The following is a 22,791-nucleotide window of genomic DNA, read 5'->3' as shown; positions in this document are numbered from 1 at the left end:
CAAATTTCGGTCGCGCTCGCTCGTGCATCGAACTGTTGAAATCAGACCTGGTGCAAAGGAGCCGCTAAATGGCCAATAAACCCGTAATCTACGACCGCTTCGGCAATCCTATGCGCCGGGGCGAGCTGAAGAAGGAGGTCGCCGCCCCGACGCTGGGTGGCGTGCGATCGCCTATCACCAGCTACCCCGGTGAAGGGCTGAACCCGGTGCGGCTGGCGGAGATCCTGCGCGCGGCGGATCGCGGTGATCCGGTCCGGTACCTGGAGCTGGCTGAGACGATCGAGGAGCGCAATCCGCACTACCTCGGCGTGCTGGGCACCCGCCGCCGGTCCGTGAGCCAGCTCGACATCACCGTCGAACCCGCAACCGACAGCGCGGAGGACGAGCGGATCGCTGAGAGCATTCGGAAGTGGCTGACCCGCAAGGAGCTGGCACTGGAGCTTTTCGATATTTTGGACGCGATCGGCAAGGGCTACAGCTTTACCGAGGTCATCTGGGAAACCTCCATGAGCCAGTGGCGTCCCGCGCGGCTTGAATGGCGCGACCCGCGCTGGTTCCGGTTTGACCGGTCCGATCTGGCCACGCCGATGATGCTGGACGAGAACGGGCAGGAACTTCCGCTGCCCGCCTTCAAGTTCATCTTCGCCCAGATGAAAGCCAAATCGGGGCTGGCACTGCGCTCCGGACTGGCGCGCGTCGCGATGTTCAACTGGATGTTCAAAGCCTACACCGAGCGTGACTGGGCGATATTCACACAAACCTATGGCCAACCCCTGCGCGTCGGCAAATGGGGCGCGGGCGCGTCGGAGGCGGACAAGGACACGCTTTTCCGGGCCGTGTCTGAGATTGCGGGCGATTGCGCCGCCATCATTCCCGACAGCATGATGATCGAGTTCATCGAAAGCTCGAACGTCGGGGCCAGCACGGACCACTACGAACGCCGCGCTGACTGGCTCGACAAGCAGATCTCCAAGGCGGTGCTGGGACAGACGGCCACAACGGACGCCGAAACCGGCGGGCTTGGCTCCGGCAAGGAGCATCGCGAGGTGCAGGAAGACATCGAGAAGGCGGACGCCTGCGCGCTCTCGGCCATCATCAACCGCGATCTGGTACGTCCCTTCGTGGATCTCGAGTATGGCCCGCAGCAGGATTACCCGGTCCTCTCGATTGCTCGACCTGAGCCTGAAGACATCCAGGCGCTGACCAGCGCGCTGGTCAAGGTCGTGCCGCTCGGCCTGCGCGTCGGAACCAAGGGTCTCTACAAGCGCCTGAACATCGAGGAGCCAGACGAAAAAGAGGAAATTCTGACCGTTTCCCCCGAGAAACCAGCAGATGCAAATCCGGGTGATGGATTTAAACGCCGCAGGCCAATTCTTAAACGGGTAGAAAAGCCGCTGGACGATCTCTCGGGCAACGAGGCGCTACAGGCTTCAACGGCGCTGAGAGGGGCGCTCAGGCGCACGAGCCTTGACGACGAACTGGCCGATCTTCTCGATGAGGACGCCGCCCCCATCATGCAGGCAATGGTCGAGCAACTGGAGCTGATGATGTCGCAGGCCGGGTCGCTCGCCGAGGTGCGTGAAATGTGGCTCGCCGCCTACCCCGAACTCGATGCTTCGGCCTTCGGCGAAGTGCTGGCCGACGCGATGATCGCCGCTGAGGCCGGAGGCCGCGCGCAGGTCGGCGATGGCTGAGCCGATCAGCGCGGTTTTCCGGCAACCCTTCAAGGAGCAGGTTGCGGCCTTCAGGCTGCGCCTCGGGGATCTGGTGCCCACGTCGCGCTGGGACGACATCAGCCGCGCCCAGCATGACCGCGCCTTCATGGTGGCCGGGGCGACCAAGGCCGACCTGCTCGCCGATCTGGGAGCCGCCGTCGACAAGGCAATCTCTGAGGGCACCTCGCTGGAGGAGTTCCGGCGCGACTTCCGCCAGATCGTGGAGACACGCGGCTGGCACGGCTGGACCGGCGAAGGCACGGCCAGGGGCGAGGCATGGCGCACCAAGGTCATCTATCGCACCAATCTGGCGACCACCCGTGCGGCAGGCCGCTACGCCCAGCACTTCAGCGGGGCATTCAGGTACCTCGTCTACCGCCACTCAGGCGCGGAGAACTACCGGCCTGAGCATCTGGGCTGGGACGGGCTGATCCTGCCGGTGGATCACCCCTTCTGGAAGACCCACTACCCGATCAATGGCTGGGGCTGCGCCTGTTTCGTGCGTGGTGCCCGCACCCTTGCCGGGGCGATCCGGGTGGGTGGCAAGCCCGACGTGACCTTGCCGCCGGACTGGGCGACGCGGGATCCGCGCACAGGTGCTCCCGTTGGGATCGACAAGGGCTGGGACTACGCGCCGGGGGCGACGGTGGATGATACGATCCGCGCGCTGAAGCCCAAAGTCGATCAGCTCCCGTCCCGACCCGCGATCGATCTTATCCAGGACTGGCTGCAGGGCCGCGCCTTTGAGAGCTGGTTTGCCAACCCCGTCGGCAAGTGGCCGGTTGCCCGGATCGCCAGGGCCGACGCCGAGGCCCTGAAGGTCCGGACCCGAACCGCTGTGTTGTCGCCTGACACGGTGGCAAAGCAACTCCGCAATCACCCCGATCTGACGGTGGCGGATTACAAGCTGATCCAGCGTGCCGTCGACAAGGCCACCCGGAAACTGTCTCAGGGCTCCAACCGCCGCGTCTTCATCCATGAGGATCCTGAAGGCGGTGGCCAGATCCTCGTCGTCAAGGCGGTGGTCGAGCAGGACGAGCTCTTTGTGCTGAGTTACCTGAAGCTCTCGCGGAAAGATCGTGACCGGGACCGCAAGGTGCGCCAGTTCATCAACAAGTCCGAGTGAAGGATGCAGACGGCGGGGCCTGCCAGCCGGTTTCCCGGAAACCCCGCAAAACGCTCAGACCCGTGGATCAGGCTACGGCAGGCAGAATATCACCGTGTCACGTCTGCAGGAAAGGATCATAGAGATGGTTGACGTCAAATTCAATGATGCCGAGGTCGAAGCCGCTCTCTCAGAGCTGAGCGCCCGTCTGTCAGATATGACGCCGGTCTTCGAAGTGCTGGGGGATCTGCTGGAGGACAGCACCGAGAAGCGGTTTGACGAGGGCGTGTCTCCGGAAGGCATTCCCTGGGCACCGAAATCGCAGGCCACGATCGACAACTACATCCGGCAGGGGTTGTCCGTGGATCCCAGGCCGTTGCACGGGCCTAACCTGGACACCCTGCCCCTGCGCCGGAGCTTCTTTCATGACGCAGGACGCGATCAGCTGGTGATCGGGACCAACAAGATACAGGCTGCCGTCATGCACTTCGGTGCGGCCAAGGGTGCCTTTGGCACGACATCGCGCGGCAGTCCGATCCCATGGGGGAGAATTCCGGCCCGACCGTTCGTCGGGATATCGAGCAGTGATCGCGCCGCGATCGTCGCAACGGTCGAGGAATGGCTGGAAGAAGCGGCGGAGGATTGACCCCGCCTGCGGACACCGCCTAACGTGCACCCGAGATCGTTGCCCCTGGCATCCGCGCAATTGCGCGGATGTTTTGCGATCGGCCAATCCGGCAGAAATGCGGCATGACACTTGCCGATCACCTCACAGCCCTGATGAGTGCGCAATCCCTGCCGGACACGGTAGCGGAAAATGCGGCTCCTGAATGGATCCACCTGCTTCCGGCGGGTGAGGCTGGTGTGATCGGAACGTCCGATGCGCGAGGTCCCTACCATGTAACGAACCCGGACCAGATCATCGCTGCAAGTTTTGCAGTCGATGACAGGCTGCCCATTGACGAAAACCACGCCACCGATCTTGCGGCCCCAAGCGGCCAGCCTGCTCCGGCGCGCGGCTGGATTGTCGCGATGGAAGCCCGCCCCGACGGGATTTGGGGTCAGGTGGAGTGGACAACGCAGGGCGCTGAACTGGTCACCTCGCGTGCCTATCGCGGGATCAGCCCGGTCATCGTGCATCCGAAGAATGGCCCGAAAACCATTCAAGCGATCCTGCGCGCCAGCCTTGTGAACAAACCAAACCTGCGGGGCATGACCTCGCTTCACCAACAGGAGACCGGGATGAACTTCCGCGAAAAACTGATCGAGATGCTCAGCATCGATGCCGCGTCATCGGATGATGACATCATGAAAGCCCTTTCGGCCAAGATGAAGGGCAAGGGCAGCGATGCCGCAATGCAGTCCGCGCTTGGCGAGGTGGGCGTTGCCCTGGGCCTTGAGGCCGACGCCAAGCCCGATGCGATTGTCGCCGCCGCCCAGGCCGCGACGAAGAGCGACGACAAAACCATCGCAGCCCTTCAGGCCAGCAACGCCGCGCTGACCTCGACCGTGACCGAGCTGAGCGCGACCGTCACATCGCTGCAGGAAGGTCAGTCCGACGCCGCCTCCGAGAGCTTCTTTCAGACCGCGCTGGCCGAGCGCCGCGCGGGCGTCAACGAGGCCTCCAAGGACAAGTGGATTGCCCTGCATCAGGCAGATCCCGAAAACGCCGCCGCTCTGATTGCCGCGTTGCCCAAGCTGGGCAAAACGGCCACCACCCTCGAGCCGCCCGCGCCGAAGGATGGCGAGGTCTCGCTCAATGCCGATCAGCGCCTTATCGCCAGCCAGCTTGGCCTCACCGAAGAGGCCTATGCGAAATCCCTGCAATCCGAAAACAAGGAGGCTTCCTAAATGGTGGCTCTGACCAAAGGGCGTACGACCCCCCGCATCGAAGGTGACCTGCGCCAGGGCGCTGTTGCCGCAACCGCTGTCCTCTTCGTCGGCGCATTGCTCATGCGCAACGCTGCGGGCTTCATCACCAACGGCCAGACCGCCACCGGACTGGTAGGTGTCGGTGTTGGTCATGCGGATGTGAGCAACGCTGGCGGTGCCGATGGCGATGTGAACATCGAATACCGCACTGGTTGCTACTCTTTCGCAAATTCGGCGGGCGCGGATGAAATCACCGCCGCCGACATCGGCGCGGTGGCCTATGCGGTCGATGACCAGACGGTCGCCAAGACCGATGCCACGGCCACCCGGTCCCCCGCTGGCGTGATCGAAGGCCTCGACGCACGTGGCGTCTGGGTCCGCCTCGACGAAGCCCTCACCAAAGCCGCAGCGGCGTAAGGAGCAACTCCATGCTAGTCACAAGAGAAACACTTCAAGGCCTCCGCACCGGCTTCAGTGCGCTCTATCAGGCGGGTCTGTCACAGGTCGAAAGCCAGTACGCCGCGATTGCCACTGTGGTTCCTTCGACCACCAGCGAAAACACCTACGGATGGCTCGGCAGCCTGCCCAACATGCGCGAGTGGATCGGCCCCCGCCAGCTCCAGGCGCTGATGGAACATGAGTACACGGTCAAGAACAAGGATTTCGAACTGACCGTCCGCGTCCAGCGAAATCACATCAAGGACGACAATCTCGGGATCTACAATCCACTCTTTACCGAGATGGGACGGGCCACGGGCGCGCATCCTGACCAGCAGTGCTTTGGTGCCCTGGCGGGCGGCTTTGATCAGCGCTGCTATGATGGCCAGTATTTCTTCGACACCGATCACCCGGTAATTGCCGACGATGGCAGCATCATCACGGTTTCGAACACCGGCGGCGGCACCGGTCCCGCGTGGTTCCTGATGGACGACAGCCGGGCAATCAAGCCAGTCATCTACCAGGACCGCGAAGCTCCGCAGTTTGTGGCAGTGGATAACGTCAATGACCCGTCTGTTTTCCACAACAAGGAATTCCTCTACGGCGTCGATGGTCGCAACAACACGGGCTATGGCTTCTGGCAGATGGCCTATGGCTCACAGCAGCCACTGACCCCCGAGAACTATGAGGCCGCGCGTGTCGCGATCGGCACGATGACGGGCGATCATGGCCGCAAGCTGGGCCTGCGCGGCAAGCTGCTGGTTGTGCCGCAGCAGCTCGAGGGTGCAGCGATTGAGTTGCTGAACTCCGAGCGGCAGGCGAACGGCGCTACCAACAAGTGGAAGGGCACCGCCAAGCTGATGCTGGCCGACTGGCTCTAAAGACACCGCAGCGGGGTGGAGCAGAGCTAGCTCGTCAGGCTTATAACCTGAAGGTCGCGGGTTCGATCCCCGCCCCCGCCACCAGACACCAACCCCCGGAGGGCCGTTCATGGCACCGCGCAAGAAAACCACCAATACCAAGGGCAAGGAGCCCGAGCAGGCGTCGACCGAAGATCAGCGACAGGCTGACACTGTGACGCAAAAGGAGGCGGGTGACACACCCGCCTCCGCACCCCACAACGCCAAGGACGCGAAACCCGCGCCCGAGGCCAAGACCCCCGCGCCTGAAAAGGCAACGGATCAGGACGCAGGACCGGCAGGATCGGCATCGTCCGGACCTGCGTCCGACAACCATTCTCCCGTGCAGAGCGACGCGGGGGCGGCGGAACGGATCGCCGCCCTCGAGAACCAGGTCGATGCGCTGCAAGACGCCCATGTCGCGCTCGTGGAACGGCACGGCGCGCTGCTCGAACTTGTCGAGGCGCTTTCGAACCGGCTTGAAACGGCATTCGAAAAGCCCGGTCAGGCCGTGATCTGGGATGGTCTTGGCGAGACACGTGACCCGATGCCCGACCCGCTCGACCAGCCCGGCCCGGATGACCTCGAGGTCACTGTGACCGGCCCGGAGAAAGGCTTCTGGCGCGCCGGGCGCAAGTTCGACGCAACTCCCGTTGTCATTCCAGCCAATGAGCTGACCCAGCGCCAGCTTGCCGCCCTGGAAGCGGAGCCGTCACTGGCCGTGAAGGTCGACGTCCGGAAAGCGCAAAGCACCAACTGATCAACCGATGGGCGGTACGCCGCCCGTCACCACCCCTGCCCCAAGGATGCCGATCCCGTGACCTACACCACCCTTGCAGATCTGACAGACCGCTTTGGTGAAAACCTGCTGGTGCAGCTCACCGATCGCGGCGACGTGGCCACGGACACGATCGACACAGGCGTGATCGACCGGGCGCTGGCGGACACGGACGCGCTGATCGATGGCTACGTCGCCAAGCGCTACGCACTGCCCATGGCCGCGACCCCGGCGCTGATCCGGACGCTGGCGATCGACATCACGATCTACAAGCTGCACACCTACGAGCCGGATCCCAAGATCGAGGCCGACTACAAGGCCGCGATGAAATCTCTCGAGGCGATCTCGAGCGGCTCCGTCACGCTGCCGATCGACGGCGTCGAAGCGCCCGGTTCCGGCAGTTCCGGCGCACGGCTCACCGACCGCGAACGCCCGCTGACCGAGCAGACGCTGAAAGGCTTCATCTGATGATCGATGCGGTCATCACCCGTCTGTCGGATCAGATCGCCGAGTTGAATGGCCGCGTCGAGGGCGCGGGCGATCTGGCGGAGCTGACCCGCGCCAAGCGCCTGCCGCAGGTCACCCCGGCAGCCCACGTGCTGCCAAGCGGCATTCAGGGCGGCAGTGCCGATGCGGCGACGGGGGCCTACACGCAGGAAATCTCCGAAGGCGTGAGCGTCGTTCTGACCATCCGGGATCACAACCCCGCTGCCAGACGTGTGCTGGCGGATCTGCGCGGCTTTCTGTTTCGGATCATCGAGGCCATCGCCGGGTGGCTGCCGCCCGGGGGCATGGGTGTCTTCAAGTTCATCCGTGCCGAGCTGGTCAGCTCGTCCACCGGCACCTTCATTTACCAGATCGATTTCGCGATCTCCGATCAGTTGAGGATCTTCTGATGACCCAACCTCTTCCGCAACAGGGCGGCAGCTACACCCGCGACAAGGACGGCGAGCTGGTCAAGGCCAAGCCCGCAAAACCCACGCCAAAACCCATGGGCAAGACGCCCGCGAAAGGAGCCTGATCCATGGCCGAATTTTGGGAAGACAAGATCCTCGCCGCAGCGATCGAGGGCACATACGGTGTTGACGCCGTTCCGACCGGGTCACAGGCAATCTATGCCAAGGAAGTCAGCCTGACACCGATGGAAGGCAACGACCTGGACCGGGAACTGGAGCTGCCCTACTTCGGGTCGCAGGGCACAATTCCGGTCGAGCTGCATTCCACGCTGAGTTTCAAGGTCGAGCTTGCACCGTCGGGCACGGCGGGAACACCCCCGCCATGGGGGCCGTTGCTGCGCGGCTGCGGTGTGGCGGAAACCGTCGTGCCAGGCACCTCGGTGACCTACAATCCGATCACCCGCGACCCGGAGAGCCTGACCATCCACTTTTTCATCGGCGACACGCTGCACGCTCTGCTGGGCGCGCGCGGCAACGCCAAGTTCGAACTGAACGCGCAGAACATCCCGCACATCATGTTCGAGTTCACCGGCTTGTTCGCGCTGCCCGCAGCGGCGGTGAGGCCCACGCCTGATTTCTCGACATGGCAGAAACCGCAGCAGGTCAGCAAGGCCTTCACGGATCTGACCCTGGGTGGCACAACGCTGGTGACCCGCAGCTTCATGATGGACCTTGGTAACGCGGTCGAGAACCGGTTTCTGATCGGACCGGAGGAAGTTCTGATCACGGGCAAGTCCGAGCAGATCGAATGTACGATCCAGGCGGTTCCGCTGGCCACCTTCGATCCTTATTCGGCAGCCTTCAACGCGAATGACGTCGCCATCAACCTCCAACACGGTGTTGGCGCGGGCAAGGTCGCGACAATCGCGGTGCCTCTGGCGCAGATGCAACGCCCCCAAGGGCTGGAGAAGCCCCAGAATATCACCGAATGGCCCCTGCGCCTCGTCCCCCGCACCAACGCTGGCAATGACCAGTGGACCCTTACCCTGACCTGAGAAGGAACACTGCCGATGTTCAAGATTGAGAAAGAGCCGAAATTCTGGGCTGAAGTGAAAGTGCTGACCCCCATCGATGACGGGCACCGAGAGGACAGCTTCCGCGCGCGGTTCAAGGTGCAGCCTGCCGAGACCGTCGAGCAGTTCGATCTTGGCATGAACGGTGAGGATATGGCCGAGTTCCTGCGCACCACCGTGGTCGACCTGAGCGACATTCAGGATGACGACGGCAAGGCCCTGCCCTTTAGCCCTGAGCTGCTCAACACGATGATCGGCAACTACGGCGCGCGACTGGCGATGATCAACACATATGCCGCCGCCGTCGCCAAGGCCCGCGCGGGAAACTGAAATGGGCCGGGCGCGCCTCCGTCCTCGGCACGCTCTCGGAGAGGCCCGCCGATCAGCCTGCGGACAATGCCCGGACCGACGCGGAGAAATGGGGGATCGTCCTGCCCCCGCAGATGCTGGAGCGCGAAGACGCGGGTGTCTGGCCGGAGAACGTGGACGCGGTGATGGCCTACCTCGCGGTCTGCACGCAGTGGCGCATCGTGGCGCGGGCGGACGGCCCGATGCACGCGGTGGGCCTCGACTACGCCGGCGTGCGGGACGGGTTGAAACTGGCACGGATCAAACCATCGCCCGCGCTCTGGTCTGATCTGCAGATGATCGAAATCGGCGCGCGCGCCGCAATGAACGGAGAGAGTTGAGTGGCTATCAAGCTGTCCATGGTGCTGACCGCCAACGCCAAGCAGGCGCTCTCGGAGTTTGCCGGGCTGCGTAATGAAATTCAGGTCACGAAAACCGCCGCCTTCACCATCGGTGATGCGTGGAAGGCCAGCGGCGCGCAACTGAAAACATTCTCCGGACAGGCCGATCTGGCTGCGGCCAAGATGACCAAGCTGAAAACCGCCAAGCTCGGGGCCTCGCTCGAGGCGCGCAGGCTGGCGACGTCCAACCAGCTCGCGGCGGGCAGCGTCGGCAACCTCTTTGCCCAGTACAACGACCTTGGCGTCATGATGGCGGCGGGGCAGAACCCCATCCAGCTCGCCCTCCAGCAGGGTACGCAGATTTCGCAGGTACTCGGCCCGCTGGGGGCACGCGGTGCTGTCAAGGCGCTGAAGGCGGCCTTCGTGTCACTTGTCAGCCCGATCAACCTGATCACCATCGGTACCATCGCGGCGGGAGCGGCCCTTTTTCAGTATGCCACCTCGGCACGCGGTGCGGAAAAGGACGTTGACAGCCTGAAGGACGCGCTGGCCGAGCTGGAAAGCCAGACAGTCGACAGCCAGCAGAAACTGGCCTTGCTTCAGACCGGAATTGCCAGCACGGAACGGCTGACGATCCAGCGTGAAATCAACCGGCTCGAGCGCGAGAGGCTGGAAGTCCAGCAGCTTGCCGCCATTGTGCCCCTGCGCGAGAATGAGGCTCAGGGTGCAACCGTCCAACAGCTGGACAAGCAAATCGATGCGTGGCGCGAAAAGCTGGCAACGCTGGACAGAGCGGAAGCAAGTCTTGCAAAGGAGCAGGCCCGACTGAACCGGATCAGCAATGCCTACAGGTTCTACGTCCGGTCCCGCGTCGAGGGCGAGGAGATCATCGCCCGCAAGCTGGACAACCAGAACAGCCTCTATGTCCGGTCCCGATCCGAGGCGGAAGCGCTGAGCCGTCAGCTGCTCGAGGCCTACCGGGCGGGCGGGGATTTCTCCGGGGTGGAGATGTCCGGCGGTGTCGAGGCGGCGGCAGCGGCGGCAGCTGCGCTCGCACAGGATCTCGGCGTAAGCCTGCGCGTGGCGCAGGGCATGGTGGCGCTGTCCGATCTGGCCGCTCCAGGCGGTCCGGATCAGGCCCGCGCCAAAGTCCGGGAGCGCACGAATTTCGGTCAGGTTGGCGAAAACGGTGTGATTGCGATCAATCGCCGCACGGCAAAAAAGCCAGACACCGGCGGTGCCGAGCGTCAACGCGAGGCAGTCAAGAACCTGACCCAAAGCCTGCGCGACGAGCTGGCGATCCTGCGCGAGACCGATCCGATCCAGCGCGAGATCATCCGCAACCGCGAGACCCTGGCATCGGCCACGGAAGCAGAACGCGCGACGATCGAGGGGCTGATCCGCGAGCACGACGCCGAGACGCTGGCCGTCGAGCGCAAACAGGCCGCCTGGGATCTGATGGGCCGCAGCGCCACCGGCGTGCTCGATGACATCTTCGACAAGAGCAAGAGCCTGACGGATGTGGTGCGCAACCTTGGCACCACCATTCTGGACGCCGCCATTCAGGGCCAGCTGCTCGGCACCGGCCCCTTCGGCGGCGGTGGCGGTGGTTTGATCGGCGCGATCTTCCCCTCCCTGATCCCGGCGCGGGCCGAGGGTGGCCCTGTGTTTGGGCCGGGTGGTCCCAAGGATGACCGGGTGCTGATGTGGGGGTCCAACGGCGAGTTCATGATGAACGCGGCCGCCACGGCGCGCTACCGCCCAATTCTGGAGATTATGAACGCCGGAGGCCCGATCGGAGCCTTCGCAAATGGCGGTCCCGTGGGGGGCAATGTCTCCCGTCTGCTGCAATCGGCAAATGACAGCCGACCACCGCTGCAGGTGGCGATCGATGTGTCCGGCGCGCGCGGCGATCGAGAGATCGAGGAGGCCGCGTACCGGGGCATGCAGGCTGCCATCGAGGAGTATGACCGCGAGACCCTGCCGGGTCGCGTTGGCCAGATCAACGAGAACCCAAGGAGGCGCGGATAATGCCGGTGTCCTTCCCCATGAGCATCGCGGAGTTTCTGGACGCCCTGCCGGTCAAATCGGTTGAGTTTGACCTGCCGGAGGCCGTTCAGACGAGCCGCACTGCTGGCGGCGAAATCCTGCCCGAGGATATCGGCACACGGCTTTGGCAGGGCGAGGTCATGCTGGGCAGGCTGTTGCCTTATGAGGCGCTCGATGCACAGGCGCTGATCGACCTGATGCGCGGGGCCGGAGCCTCGTTTCTCGCGTACCACACGCGGTTTCCCCATCCCCGCCAGGATCCCACCGGATCGATCATCGCCGGTGCCAGCCCGCAGATCGCGGCGCTCGACGGCGGCGACGCGCGGCTGATCAGCCTCAAGGGGCTGACGCCGGGCTACGCGCTCACCCGGGGCGATTATCTTTCCTTCACCTATGGCAGCAACCCGCTGCGCTACGGGCTGCACCGCGTCCAGGAGACGCAGGTGCTGGCAGATGGCGCTGGCACAACACCGCTCTTCGAAGTGATCCCGCCGCTGGAGCCGGGTGCCGTTATTGACGCTGCCGTGACGCTTGGACGCGCCCATTGCAAGGCGGTGATCGTGCCTGACAGCGTCCAGACCGGGCGCCAGTCGAAATTCCTACGTGACGGCATGAGCTTCAAGTTCATGCAGACCTTGAGGTGAGACATGCGTGATCTGCCTTCAGCCCTTTTGACCCACCTTTCGGAACGTGGCGCGGGACATGCCCGACTGCTCGTCTGGATCACCGCCCGCGAGAAGGCCACGGGCACGGCGGTATCGATCGGCTTCTGGACCGGCGCGGATCACCGCGTCTTTTCGATCGGGGGCGAGGACCGCACCTACTACGGGGCCGGATCGCTGATCAGGATCGCCCCATTGGTCAGCGCGCCCGGCCTCAACGTGCGCACAACCCGGCTGACCTTCTCGCCGATCTCGGAGGAGTTCCGGGTCGCCGTGGGCCTCTACGACACCAATGACGCGCCGCTGCAGATCCATGTGGCCAATTTCGATCCGCTGACCCGCGCACCCATCGCAGAGCCGGTGCGCCGCTTCAAGGGCTTTGCCAAGGGCCTTACCTCGACCCGTGCGGCGATGGGGGGTGACGCCCGCGCCGAGCTGGCCGTGCAGAGCGCCGCCCATGTGCTGACCCGCACCCTGCCCCTGAAGAAGTCCGACGCCGCGCTGCAGGCGCGCCACCCCGGCGATTTGCTCCGCCAGTACACCGATATCAGCGGTTCGGTCGAGACCGCCTGGGGCGAGGCGCGCGGATCCGCGCCTGCCGGTGCCGCCCCGCCCTCTGCCCAGCCCGGCGGATGGGTGAACCCGACCGCGCGGCCCGACTGGGGGAGTTCGAGATAATGGCGGATATCAACCAGCGACGCCCAGACTGGCGCAACCGGCTGATCATCTACCTGCACGCAGCGGCGCGTAGGCCCTTTGTGGCAGGTGAGCACGACTGCGCGTTGTTTCTGGCAGGCGGTGTCGAGGCGATGACCGGCGTGGACTATGCGGAACGTTATCGGGGTGCCTACAGCTCGACGAAGGCAGGCCTGAGGCTGCTACAGATTGACGGCTTCACGGACCATGTTGATCTGGCGCTGTGTTGCCTCCCGTCGAAACCCGTTTCAATGGCCTTCGAAGGTGACGGCGCGGTGATCCGCGAAGGCCGCGTGCTCTCGCTTGGCATCGTGCAGGGGGCCTCGATCTACGTGCTGCGCGCCAGCGGCCTGGGCACCGTGCCGCTGACCGCCGCCGCCGAAGCTTTGGGGGTCTGAGATGGGGAAAGTCGTCAAAGCCGTCGGTGCAATCGCTGCAGGGTTTGCAACAGGCGGGTTGGGCTTTGCTGTTGGTGGCATCGGTTCATTTCTGACCACCACTTTTGTTGGCCGTCTGCTCACCACGGTCGCCTTCTCCGCCCTGCGCGCGGCCCTGACCCGAAAAAGCGGCGGCTCCGCCGGTCCGCAACCGGGGATCCGCACCGCGCAGACCCAGACCGGCGGCACCAATCCCGCCTCCTTCATTCTGGGCACCTATGCGACGGAGGGCACGCTTGCCTGCCCGCCCATGAGCCACGGCACCGCAGGCGGCGTGCCCAACGCCTACCTCACCTACGTGATCGAGCTGGGCGACGTGCCGGGCCAGACGCTCGAAGGCATGATCGTGGACGGGGAGACGGTCAGCCTTGGCGCCACCCCGCATGCCGATTACGGCCTGCCCTTCGAAGGCCGTTTCGCAGGGCACGGCTGGGTCAGGTTCTACGATGGCAGCCAGACCGTGGCCGACCCGATGCTGCTGGCCAAATATGGCACCCACCCCGACCGGCCCTGGACCGCCGCGATGGTGGGGCGCGGGATCAACTATGCGATCGTGACCTTCCGCTACAACCGCACCATCTATTCGAGTTTCCCCAAGGTGCGCTTCGTTCTGGGGGGCATCCCGCTTTACGACCCGCGCCTCGATGACACCGTCGGTGGCGTGGGCGCGCATCGCTACGATGATCGCAGCACCTGGGCGCAGACCGACAATGCCGCTGTCCTGATCTACAACATCAAGCGCGGCATCGACATCGGTGGCGGCTACATCTGGGGCGGTGGATCGGAGGCCGCGGATCTGCCGCTGGCCAACTGGTGGGCGCAGATGAACAACGCCGATCTGGCCATGGCGCTCGATGCGGGTGGCACCGAACCCCAATACCGCGCCGCCTATGAGGTCTTTGTCGATGACGAACCCGCCTCCGTCATCGAGGAGGTCCTGAACGCCTGCTCGGGTGAGCTGGCCGAGAACGGCGGGATCTGGAAGCTGCGGCTCGGCGGGCCGGGCTTGCCGGTCTATTTCTTCACCGATGACGACGTGATTGTGACCGAGAGCGAAGAGCACACGCCCTATGCAATCGAGCAGGAACCCTTCAACGGCGTCTCCGTGGTCTACCCCGATCCGGCGGCGCTGTGGGAGCCACGGGACGCCCCGGCCCGCTACAACGCCGAGTATGCCCTGGCCGACCCGTCCCAGCGCCGTGTCGCCGATCTGACGCTCAGCGCGGCACCCTATCCCAACCAGGTGCAGCGCATCATGCGGGCCTATGTCGAGGAAGAGCGCCGGGTCATCCGCCACGTGCTGACCCTGCCGCAGGATGCGCTGGTGCTGGAACCGCTTGACGTGGTCTCCTGGACTTCCGACCGGCACGGTTATGCGGCCAAGGCCTTCGAGGTCGATACAATGATCGATCCGCTGCTCACAGGCACGCCGCGCCTTACGCTGAAGGAGCGGGATCCCGACGATGCGGCGTGGCTGCCGGCATACGAGTTGCCGACCCCCAACCTGCCGACGTCCGTGACCGATCTGCCACCGCAGACGGTTGACGGCTTCGCGGTAACGGCGGTTGCGATCGAGGACGAGAACGACGCCCCCGCCCGGCCCGCAATCCGGATCGTCTGGACCGGCGATCAGGAGGACGTGCGCGGCGTCCAGTTCGAGATCGAGGCCGCCGACGGCACCTCGATCGTGAAGGCCTCGGCGCTGGATGTCGCGGGGGGCGCGCATGTTGTTGCCGAGGGCATCCTGCCGAACAAGGACTACCGGGTGCGCGCCCGGTTCGTCGTGTTCCGTCCCACGGTCTGGACCGCGTGGGAGCCGGTGACCACGCTCGATTTGCGGCTCCGGCCCGAGGATCTGGATGCGCCCGCATTTCAGGTCAACGGCATGGCGATCTTTGGCGGGGTCCTGCAGTCGGACAACTTCGTTTCAGGGGTCTCAGGCTGGCAGATCAACCGCAACGGCTCGATGGAGCTGCAGGATCTGGTGGCCCGCGAGTGGATCCAGATCGGCGCGGTGACGGACTTTAATGAGATCGTGCTGCCGGGTGCCGCATACCGTTACAACGCGGTACATGCGGAGTTTTTCTTTGGCCCTTCCGGAAATGGCCAGGTCTCCCATGTGAACGCGTCATTTCAGGTGCATCGCGCGGGTCTCTACCAGTTCGTTCAGCAGACCGGCGATGGCCCGCAGACGATCACCCGGGTTGTGCCCTCTCAGGCCTTTCTGCAAATCCGCTACCTCAACGGCGGGGTCTGGAGTGGTTTTGGGAACGTTCTGATCAGCCCGGTCGCCGCAGGGGGCTGGATTGCCCAGAGCACGATCTTTCACGTGCAGGGTCCTTTTGATAGCGCCCATCTGCGCCTCTACATCGGGATCACCACCTCGGACGTGCCGACATCGCCGGAGAACAACGTGCAGGCGGTCACGCTGGGTGCGCAGGTGACGACGCGATGATCTACTGGTTTTTCACCAACCCTGACGGCACGATCTGGCAGGCAGGCAGATCGCCAACCCTGCCAACAGGTGCCACGCAATCGCCCTCCCAAATTTCGCCTGCCGAGCTGGTCAAATACTACCTGGACGGGGGTGGCGCGCTGACCCTGCGCCCGCCGTCGCCAGGCATCGTGAGCAACGGCACCGAACACACGATCGCCGATTGCCCCCCAGGTACCGTCATCAACATCGAGGACAACATCTCGGGCGAGCAGCTCGGATCGATCACGACGGATCAGGATCCGCAGACCGAGGTGATCAACTTGCCGGATCCCGGTACCTACATCATTACCGTGACCGGCCCGTCGCCCATGCTGCCGACCGAGAAGCAGGTGGTGACATGATCACCTTGAACCGAACATCAGACAGCATTGCATTGGAATTGGCCACCCAGCAGGCCAGCGCGATCGTCGCGATCAACGAGGCAGCCGGTGCGGTGCGTGCCCAGTACATCACCATCATACCGGGGCAGGAAATGCTCTATCCGGAAAAGCGCGACGAAGCACGGGCCTATGTCGCGGAACCCACACCGCCGACCGATCTGTCAGACTACGAGCTGCTCGAGGCCGAGATCGGGATCACCGCGCCCACCATCGCCGAAGTCGCTCAGGTAATCCTCAATCTCTACGCGCTCTGGAAGGGTATTGCGGCCCCATTGGAGACGTTTCGCCTCGGCGCGATCAACTCTGTCGAGGCCGCAACCAGCCAAGCCGAGATCGATGCCGCCGTTGCCACCTTCATGTCTCAACTGGAGCCGCCCGGATGACCCTTTTTGATCCTGAAACCTTTTCGGATGATCCCTATGTCGCTGGCCTCAATCAGGGCGCTCATATGATCGCAGGTGCCGCCCTGCTGGTTGGTCTGCTGCCGCTCTGGCCTCTGGACGTTGTCCTCGGCGTGACGCTGGCCCTGATACTGGCCTTTGAGCTTTGGCAGTACATCGAGCGCGAAGCAGCCCTCTGGGACGTGGGCCTTGACCTTTTGTTCTGGGGGTTGGGCGCATTCGCCTGGTACCGCGCGATCGACACCGGCGACGTGACAGGCTCCACCATCCTATACCCGCTCTGGCTGACCCTGATCATGGGCGGTGTCATGGCGGTTTTCACCCTCTTTAAACACGCTTCAAAGGAGTAGCGAACATGGCAACCAGAAACGTAGACATGGATGCAGACAACGGCTGGCTGCACGTGGCCACCGGCCCGCAGAATGCGACCTTCGGCTTCAAGACCGGCGTCGGGGAATACGCAACCGAGCTGAATGCCGACGTGCCGCCCGCCGACGGCGTCTGGTCCGGACTGGCCCCGACCTCGCTGGCGCTCGTCGCAAACGAAAAGCTCTACATCCAGGGACAGGGCCGGTTGGTCCTGATCGCTGACACGCCGGAAATCTGATGCGACTGCTGGCGGGACATAATCTGGCGCAATGGGGCGGTCTGCTGGTCGGGCACGCGCTGAGCGCACAACAGGTGCTTGAGGTCATCAGCGTGGCCGTGGGCGGCGTCACGCCCGCCAGTTCCGCGCTTGTCGTGGGGCAAGCGCTGCAGGATACCACCGGCTGGGTCCAGTTCCTCGATCCGGGCAACTACGAAAGCGCCGATCCTGCGGACGTCGGCGAGCTGCCGGACGTTGTGCCGAATTTCATCGGTGACACGCCCGATGCCATCACCCCCTTCACGGTGGGCCAGACCAACCGCTTCAGCATCACCGTGTCCTGGCCGACCAGCGGCAACAGCCGCACCTTTACCGTGGCACCGCGTACCGTGCTTGATGCCGCACCCGTCCTGACCGCGCCCGCCTCGGCCAGCGGCACCCCGATCATCGGCGGCAATCTTACCGGCGTTGTTGCAACCTTTGACGGCACCAATGTCACCGTTACAAGCCGCTGGGAGATCAGCGCCAGCGGCACCTCCGGCTGGTCCTCGACCGGCGATACCGACACCACCAGCCCGGCGCTGTTGGACGGCATGTACTACCGCTTTGCCAGCACCGGCGAGAACGCCGCCGATGCCGTCACCAGCTACTCGGCCGTCATTGGCCCGGTCGTCGCCTCGGAGATCACCGTGGCAGGGGGCGGTGTGACGCCGCAGGACCAGCTGACCTACAGCACACAGCTCATTTCCGAGATCGCGGACCATGCGTCGATCGCGTCGCTGGCCAACTTCATCAGCAACGCCGGGACAATTGCCTCGGTTGGCTTTCAGACGCAGGCAGGCGGGACGGGGCCATGGACAACGCGCGCCAGCAACTATGCCCTTCTGGCAGCCCAGAGAGTGCGCGTGCGGGTGGCTGACGATCAGGGCAACGAGGCGTTTTTCGAGCTGACCACAGCCGTCATTCAGGCCTTCACCCACAGTCAGGTTCCGGCTGAGGCGAAGATCGTGATCAGCGTCGAGGACATCGTCGCGGATGCCAAAACCACGCAGGTGACCCTCTCCGGCATCGCAGCACCGAACGATTATCTCAACGGCACCTACAGCATCTCAGCGGCTCAGGTCCGGACGGCGGCGACCGTTGGTCCGGTGTACATCGGCAACGCGGGCATCCTGCCCGACGGGCCAGTGGCCAATCTGACGACGGGATCGGTTCTGAGCGCGCTCACCGGCTTCTGGATCGGCGCCTATACCTTCACCTACCAATGGCTGCGCGACGGCGCTGACATCACGGGGGCGACCTCGGCCACCTATGCGCTGACCTCCGATGATCTCGGCACGTTGATCAGTTGCCGTCTGTCCAACGACGACGGCACCAATCCGGCAACCGATCTGGAGCTCTCGGGTATCCCGGTGCCACCGGCCAGTGCAGGCGCATCGATCACGACACTCTATGACAGTGCCTATATCGCAACCCACGCAGCCCTGATCAGCCAGACCGGCATCGACATCACCGCCATTCCTGCCGGTTACGTGCTGGTCATGCAGACATCTGCGGTCGACAATAACGCGGGCCGTACGCTGAACACGGTAACAGCGAACGGCTCCGATATCGGGGTCGCCGATGTTGCCCAGACCGGGGGCAGGGTCATTGCCTACCAGCACTCATTTGTCCGGCCAGCGGGCGATACGCTGGACCTCGCACTGACCTTCAGCGCCAGCATGGATCGCGGCGGTCGCACGACGATCTTTGCGATCCCGCCGTCCACCCTGATTGCAACGAACACCGGCAATGCCAGTGGCACCAACCAAAGCATCCTCGATCTGGCCGTGCTGACCAATGACATGGTGTTCATGTGCGGGGCCGCCGAAAGCGCGATAACCGTCTTCTCGGGCGTCACGCCACTGGGGGCAGTCGCCGATCCCGATGGCCGCGAACAGAACGTCGGGGCGGTCATTGCCGGGTCGGATGAAACGCGCGCCCTGCGCTTTGCCGGGACGACCAGTCAGAACAGTTGTCTTTCATCAGTCTGGAGGCTTGTCTAGTGGCGCTCGACAGCACGGAAATCGGCCTGCCGCAAGGCGTCGCCGTTCAATACAACGCAGACGGAACGGTGCTCGATCTCCCGAGCTACGCGAATGTGACCACATCGCAGCTGGACACTGTCACGAGCCTGCGCAGCCAGCATATCACGGTGCCGGGGGCGACCACGCTGGCGGTTCAGACACAGCCCGCCCATGGACGCATTAGCGTTCGATCGGACGGTCGGCTGGTTGTTGACCTGACCAAGATCATCACCGTGCCGGGAGACGAAATCGCCTTCGATCTGCTGGTCGACGGCCTTGTGCAGTCCTTCACCTGCCCGGTCTCCCAGGGCCTTCAACTCAAGGGCTGGGCACCGGGCTGGCACTTCATGCCGCCCCGCGATCCCGACGGGTCCGTCAGGTTCTCGACAGCGGTCAACCACACCGTCACCCACATCGACGCGGAGGGCGGCTTTACCAAGGCCCAGATCGAGGCGCGCGAGGGCATCTCGAACGCCAACCAGAGCTGGCTGAAGAACAATCCGGCTAGCGTTGGCCCGGACGTTCCTGAAGCCGACGGCGTTCTGCGCTATGGCGAGATCCCGGAGCTGGCCGTTGACAGTGATCGCGGCAACCAGATCTGGGGCTACAAGAAGAGCACAGGCCCCGGGTGTCACTGGCTGCTGTTCAAGCGGGGCACCACGGTGCCCTCCGGGGCCTTCGGCTCGGTGGAAGGCTTCAACGGCCTGAACTGCGCGCGCATCGGGGCCTATGGTACCGGCGCAAAGCCGATCATTCAGTTTGCCCTGAATGGCGGCAGCTTCTGTGTCATTGAAGGCCTGCGGTTCGCGGAAAAGCAGAACGTCGACGGCCAACGCTTCTGCATGTACTATGACTGCGAGGCGGACCACTCAACGAACATCAGGGGCAGCGTCCGGATCACCGAATATTGCACCTATTACAAGGTGAAGGGCTGGGATTTTTACTATCGATCCGCGCCGACGTCGGGCTTCTGGCTCGTCAAGGCGACCCGCGAACAGGGCGTATACCTGAACAACTACGATGGCGTGGCGATTGTCGACTGCTATCTCGGTCAGGCCGGTTGGCAGTATTTCTATCGCTTCGACGGTTCCTATCTCGGGCCACAGCCGCCCACGCAATACAGCCACGTCGTCTACTCTTCCGGCGATGGTGAGAACCTCTACATCTACAACTCCGTGTTCGAACAGGGGTCTTTGACAGGCGTGCAGGCAAGGCCGGGCGTAACCATGCGCGACAGCACCTTCCTGTGCAACAACCTCGGCATCCTGCTGGGCGGTGGGCCGGACAGTGAGGATCAGGAACAGTCGGCGGGTCTTGATATCAGCGTGCCAATTCCCGGCGCGCAGCTCGGCAACTTTTCCTATGCGGAGAACCCGATGTTCCTCGGCGCGGGGCAGAAGGAGCAGGATCGCGCCTCCTTCGAGACAGCACGCGCGATCAATCTCAGCGGCAACAAGGTTGGCATCCGCGGCATGATCGTGGCCGACGCAACAGAGGGCAATGACGGGGTGCGCGCGCATGGCGTGGCCACCGAGGGCGAGGACATCGTGATCAACGCGCTGGCCAGCCTTGAGAGCAATGACAGCGAGATTGCCGTCGTGAACTGGCTGAATGTGCCGGACAAGAACGTCAGCGTTTCGCAGGCCATCAAGGATGGCACGACGCTGGACGCCTATGCGCAGCTTGTGCTGTCGGACGGAACAGCAGATCGCTTTGACCTCTTTGATTATCTCCGTGCGGCGGATAATCCGGTTGCCGAGGTTGCGCTGATGCGCGACTGGGTGCGCACGCGCCTGAACAAGCCATTGCCGACCTCTCCGGCGCGCACCTGCCTGTTCTCACCACCCAACGAACTGGACACGCCCGGGATCAACTGGGGTGTTGCCAACGACTGGTCCGGAGGCATTCTGCCCGGCAAGGTGGCAGGCGACAGCGTTGATCTCGATAACCACAGGGTGTCGAGTTCCGAAACGCCCGAGAACCCGATTGAAACCGTGGACATCGGCACGGATGGAGATTTCACCCAGTTCGGCGGGCAGCTCGAGGTCAACCAGAACATCCTCGGCGGCGGCTTCTTCAGGGTCGGCAACTTCCGTGGCGGCGCAGCAGAGGTGGTTCAGCACGGCGGATCGTTTGATCCTGATCTGGAGGTCTATGCCGGTCGCTTCCGGAACGACGGGGCGCTGACCTTTGGCGGCAACGTGACAGTCTTTGACCGGGGCGAGCTGCTGCTGGGCGTGGACACCTCGTCCGCTGCGCTGGCGACTGGCCGCAAGTTCGAGGTGCATGGCTTCGAAAGCAGGGTCGGCTTCGATGGAGCCGCTGGCGGCATCGCCAGCCTGACACTTGCGCCGGGTTCAACCACGGCCTTCAGATCGACCTGCGTGGTGGCGATCAACGGCATGGGCGTGAAGACGGCGGGCCAGTTCAAATACGGTGAGGTCGTGACCGGCGAGACCTCGGGTTTCACGGGCATCGTGGCGCGCGATGTGTTCACGGCAAACCAGGCCTGCACGCTCTACCTCAGAGACGTGACCGGGATCCCGATCGATAATGAGAACGTCATCGGCGTCGCACGCCTTGGCCGCGCAACCACAGACCCCATCATAATCGGGCAGATCAATGGCACCGCAACCTTCGGCATGGGCACAGTGGGCGAGATGCGCTCAGGCCTCTTTGAAGCTGATCCGAACGTGGACAGCAGGGTGACCCTTGGCGGCGCGCTGGAGATCGACGCTCTGGGCCTTGAGGCTGGACCCTACACCCTGTTCTCCGTCGACCTGCTGGCTGGTAGCTACGACAGCGTTTCGATTGTCAACGGGCTGGGCAATGATACGGTGGCACAGGTAGGCAACGATCTGCGTCTGACACTGGCCGCTTGAAGGGATCCTTCAAATGGTCTTTAAACCGGGATGAAAGTCCGTCTTTAAAAATCGTTTGCTGCAATTATCTCTGTCATTCACTGAAAAAATCCGTGTCACGCTACAGTCACGCGGCTACACGGGACGACAAAAACAGCAAGATGACGTCGGCCCCTTTACCCTCTCGCCCGCTAACCTTATATAAACGGTAAGGATAATTTCTGAGGCCGCAGATGACCAATGCCCCCGAACAGCTTGAAGGCGCGCCGCTGATTGCGCCATCGACCACCGACCATCCGCTGTATGAGCAGATAGTCGAGGCGTGCCGAACCGTCTATGACCCGGAAATCCCGGTCAATATCTACGAGCTTGGGCTTATTTACACCATTGATATCAATGATGAAAACGAAGTGGCTATCAAGATGTCGCTGACCGCCCCGGGCTGCCCCGTCGCGGGGGAAATGCCGGGGTGGGTCGCGGATGCGGTCGAGCCGATTGCCGGTGTGAAACATGTCACTGTCGACCTCGTGTGGGAACCGCCCTGGGGCATGGACATGATGTCGGACGAAGCGCGCCTGGAACTGGGCTTCATGTAAGATGAGCCTCACCTGTGCGCCGGGGCGGGGTGCAGCGGGTGCTCAGAAGACCGGCCCTGAAATCGGGCGTCTCGCGCTTGTTACGCGGCGCGCCA

The 22,791-nt window shown here is 63.7% G+C and carries 25 protein-coding genes; all 25 read left to right on the top strand.

Features of this window, described 5'->3' with window-relative positions; translation table 11 throughout:
* The first annotated feature begins 68 nt into the window (after positions 1-68).
* The 25 genes from KX928_RS12640 (at position 69) to KX928_RS12525 (ending at position 22,696) form a co-directional block, all read left to right on the top strand.
* Positions 69-1,694 (top strand): DUF935 domain-containing protein, encoded by a 1,626-nt coding sequence (locus KX928_RS12640; RefSeq protein ID WP_219502890.1) that lies wholly within the window; start codon positions 69-71, stop codon positions 1,692-1,694.
* Positions 1,687-2,841 carry a phage head morphogenesis protein gene (locus tag KX928_RS12635; protein ID WP_219502886.1) on the top strand — a complete coding sequence of 385 codons (1,155 nt, stop codon included), beginning with the start codon at positions 1,687-1,689 and terminating at the stop codon, positions 2,839-2,841. The genes KX928_RS12640 and KX928_RS12635 overlap by 8 nt, the downstream gene beginning before the upstream one ends.
* Before the next feature lie 124 nt (positions 2,842-2,965).
* A complete protein-coding gene (locus KX928_RS12630; protein WP_219502883.1) occupies positions 2,966-3,466 on the top strand; it encodes a phage virion morphogenesis protein in 501 nt (166 codons plus the stop codon).
* Between the two features lie 104 nt (positions 3,467-3,570).
* Positions 3,571-4,671 (top strand): phage protease, encoded by a 1,101-nt coding sequence (locus tag KX928_RS12625; protein WP_219502880.1) that lies wholly within the window; start codon positions 3,571-3,573, stop codon positions 4,669-4,671.
* Complete coding sequence (locus KX928_RS12620) at positions 4,672-5,109, top strand: hypothetical protein (protein WP_219502877.1); 438 nt, start codon at positions 4,672-4,674, stop codon at positions 5,107-5,109. It begins immediately after the preceding gene.
* Between the two features lie 11 nt (positions 5,110-5,120).
* Complete coding sequence (locus tag KX928_RS12615) at positions 5,121-6,011, top strand: Mu-like prophage major head subunit gpT family protein (RefSeq protein ID WP_219502874.1); 891 nt, start codon at positions 5,121-5,123, stop codon at positions 6,009-6,011.
* A 109-nt stretch (positions 6,012-6,120) separates the two neighbouring features.
* Positions 6,121-6,789: an HI1506-related protein gene (locus KX928_RS12610; protein ID WP_219502872.1), complete on the top strand. Its 669-nt coding sequence runs from the start codon at positions 6,121-6,123 to the stop codon at positions 6,787-6,789.
* 57 nt (positions 6,790-6,846) lie between these two features.
* Positions 6,847-7,275: a gp436 family protein gene (locus tag KX928_RS12605; RefSeq protein WP_219502869.1), complete on the top strand. Its 429-nt coding sequence runs from the start codon at positions 6,847-6,849 to the stop codon at positions 7,273-7,275.
* Positions 7,275-7,703: a phage tail terminator protein gene (locus KX928_RS12600; protein WP_219502866.1), complete on the top strand. Its 429-nt coding sequence runs from the start codon at positions 7,275-7,277 to the stop codon at positions 7,701-7,703. Before KX928_RS12605 ends, KX928_RS12600 begins: the two co-directional genes overlap by 1 nt.
* Positions 7,703-7,828, top strand: a complete 126-nt coding sequence (locus tag KX928_RS24050) for a hypothetical protein (protein ID WP_257883744.1) — start codon at positions 7,703-7,705, stop codon at positions 7,826-7,828. The genes KX928_RS12600 and KX928_RS24050 overlap by 1 nt, the downstream gene beginning before the upstream one ends.
* Before the next feature lie 3 nt (positions 7,829-7,831).
* Positions 7,832-8,758 carry a phage tail tube protein gene (locus tag KX928_RS12595; RefSeq protein WP_219502863.1) on the top strand — a complete coding sequence of 309 codons (927 nt, stop codon included), beginning with the start codon at positions 7,832-7,834 and terminating at the stop codon, positions 8,756-8,758.
* Positions 8,759-8,773: 15 nt separating this feature from the next.
* Positions 8,774-9,106: a hypothetical protein gene (locus tag KX928_RS12590; protein WP_219502860.1), complete on the top strand. Its 333-nt coding sequence runs from the start codon at positions 8,774-8,776 to the stop codon at positions 9,104-9,106.
* Positions 9,107-9,219: 113 nt separating this feature from the next.
* Complete coding sequence (locus tag KX928_RS12585; RefSeq protein WP_219502840.1) at positions 9,220-9,465, top strand: DUF1799 domain-containing protein; 246 nt, start codon at positions 9,220-9,222, stop codon at positions 9,463-9,465.
* The gene (locus tag KX928_RS12580; protein ID WP_308342307.1) at positions 9,466-11,496 is read left to right on the top strand and encodes a phage tail length tape measure family protein; all 2,031 of its coding nucleotides are present in this window, start codon (positions 9,466-9,468) and stop codon (positions 11,494-11,496) included.
* Positions 11,496-12,158, top strand: a complete 663-nt coding sequence (locus KX928_RS12575) for a hypothetical protein (RefSeq protein WP_219502839.1) — start codon at positions 11,496-11,498, stop codon at positions 12,156-12,158. The genes KX928_RS12580 and KX928_RS12575 overlap by 1 nt, the downstream gene beginning before the upstream one ends.
* 3 nt (positions 12,159-12,161) lie before the next feature.
* On the top strand, positions 12,162-12,854 hold the full coding sequence (locus KX928_RS12570) for a DUF2163 domain-containing protein (RefSeq protein WP_219502834.1): 693 nt from the start codon (positions 12,162-12,164) through the stop codon (positions 12,852-12,854).
* Positions 12,854-13,270, top strand: a complete 417-nt coding sequence (locus KX928_RS12565) for a DUF6950 family protein (RefSeq protein WP_219502831.1) — start codon at positions 12,854-12,856, stop codon at positions 13,268-13,270. Before KX928_RS12570 ends, KX928_RS12565 begins: the two co-directional genes overlap by 1 nt.
* A gap of 1 nt (position 13,271) precedes the next feature.
* Positions 13,272-15,764, top strand: coding sequence for a phage tail protein (locus KX928_RS12560; RefSeq protein ID WP_219502828.1), 2,493 nt, complete (start codon positions 13,272-13,274; stop codon positions 15,762-15,764).
* Positions 15,761-16,147, top strand: a complete 387-nt coding sequence (locus KX928_RS12555) for a hypothetical protein (protein ID WP_219502825.1) — start codon at positions 15,761-15,763, stop codon at positions 16,145-16,147. The genes KX928_RS12560 and KX928_RS12555 overlap by 4 nt, the downstream gene beginning before the upstream one ends.
* Complete coding sequence (locus tag KX928_RS12550) at positions 16,144-16,569, top strand: hypothetical protein (RefSeq protein WP_219502823.1); 426 nt, start codon at positions 16,144-16,146, stop codon at positions 16,567-16,569. Before KX928_RS12555 ends, KX928_RS12550 begins: the two co-directional genes overlap by 4 nt.
* On the top strand, positions 16,566-16,937 hold the full coding sequence (locus KX928_RS12545) for a hypothetical protein (RefSeq protein ID WP_219502806.1): 372 nt from the start codon (positions 16,566-16,568) through the stop codon (positions 16,935-16,937). Before KX928_RS12550 ends, KX928_RS12545 begins: the two co-directional genes overlap by 4 nt.
* A 5-nt stretch (positions 16,938-16,942) precedes the next feature.
* Positions 16,943-17,194 carry a hypothetical protein gene (locus KX928_RS12540; RefSeq protein WP_219502805.1) on the top strand — a complete coding sequence of 84 codons (252 nt, stop codon included), beginning with the start codon at positions 16,943-16,945 and terminating at the stop codon, positions 17,192-17,194.
* On the top strand, positions 17,194-19,218 hold the full coding sequence (locus KX928_RS12535; protein ID WP_219502803.1) for a hypothetical protein: 2,025 nt from the start codon (positions 17,194-17,196) through the stop codon (positions 19,216-19,218). Before KX928_RS12540 ends, KX928_RS12535 begins: the two co-directional genes overlap by 1 nt.
* Complete coding sequence (locus KX928_RS12530; RefSeq protein ID WP_219502799.1) at positions 19,218-22,121, top strand: hypothetical protein; 2,904 nt, start codon at positions 19,218-19,220, stop codon at positions 22,119-22,121. The genes KX928_RS12535 and KX928_RS12530 overlap by 1 nt, the downstream gene beginning before the upstream one ends.
* A gap of 212 nt (positions 22,122-22,333) precedes the next feature.
* Positions 22,334-22,696, top strand: coding sequence for an SUF system Fe-S cluster assembly protein (locus KX928_RS12525; protein WP_219502797.1), 363 nt, complete (start codon positions 22,334-22,336; stop codon positions 22,694-22,696).
* The last annotated feature ends 95 nt before the right edge of the window (positions 22,697-22,791 follow it).

Origin of the sequence: Roseobacter insulae (assembly GCF_019375555.1) — a bacterium.
GTDB lineage: Bacteria > Pseudomonadota > Alphaproteobacteria > Rhodobacterales > Rhodobacteraceae > Roseobacter > Roseobacter insulae.
This window is presented reverse-complemented; position numbering and strand designations above follow the sequence as displayed.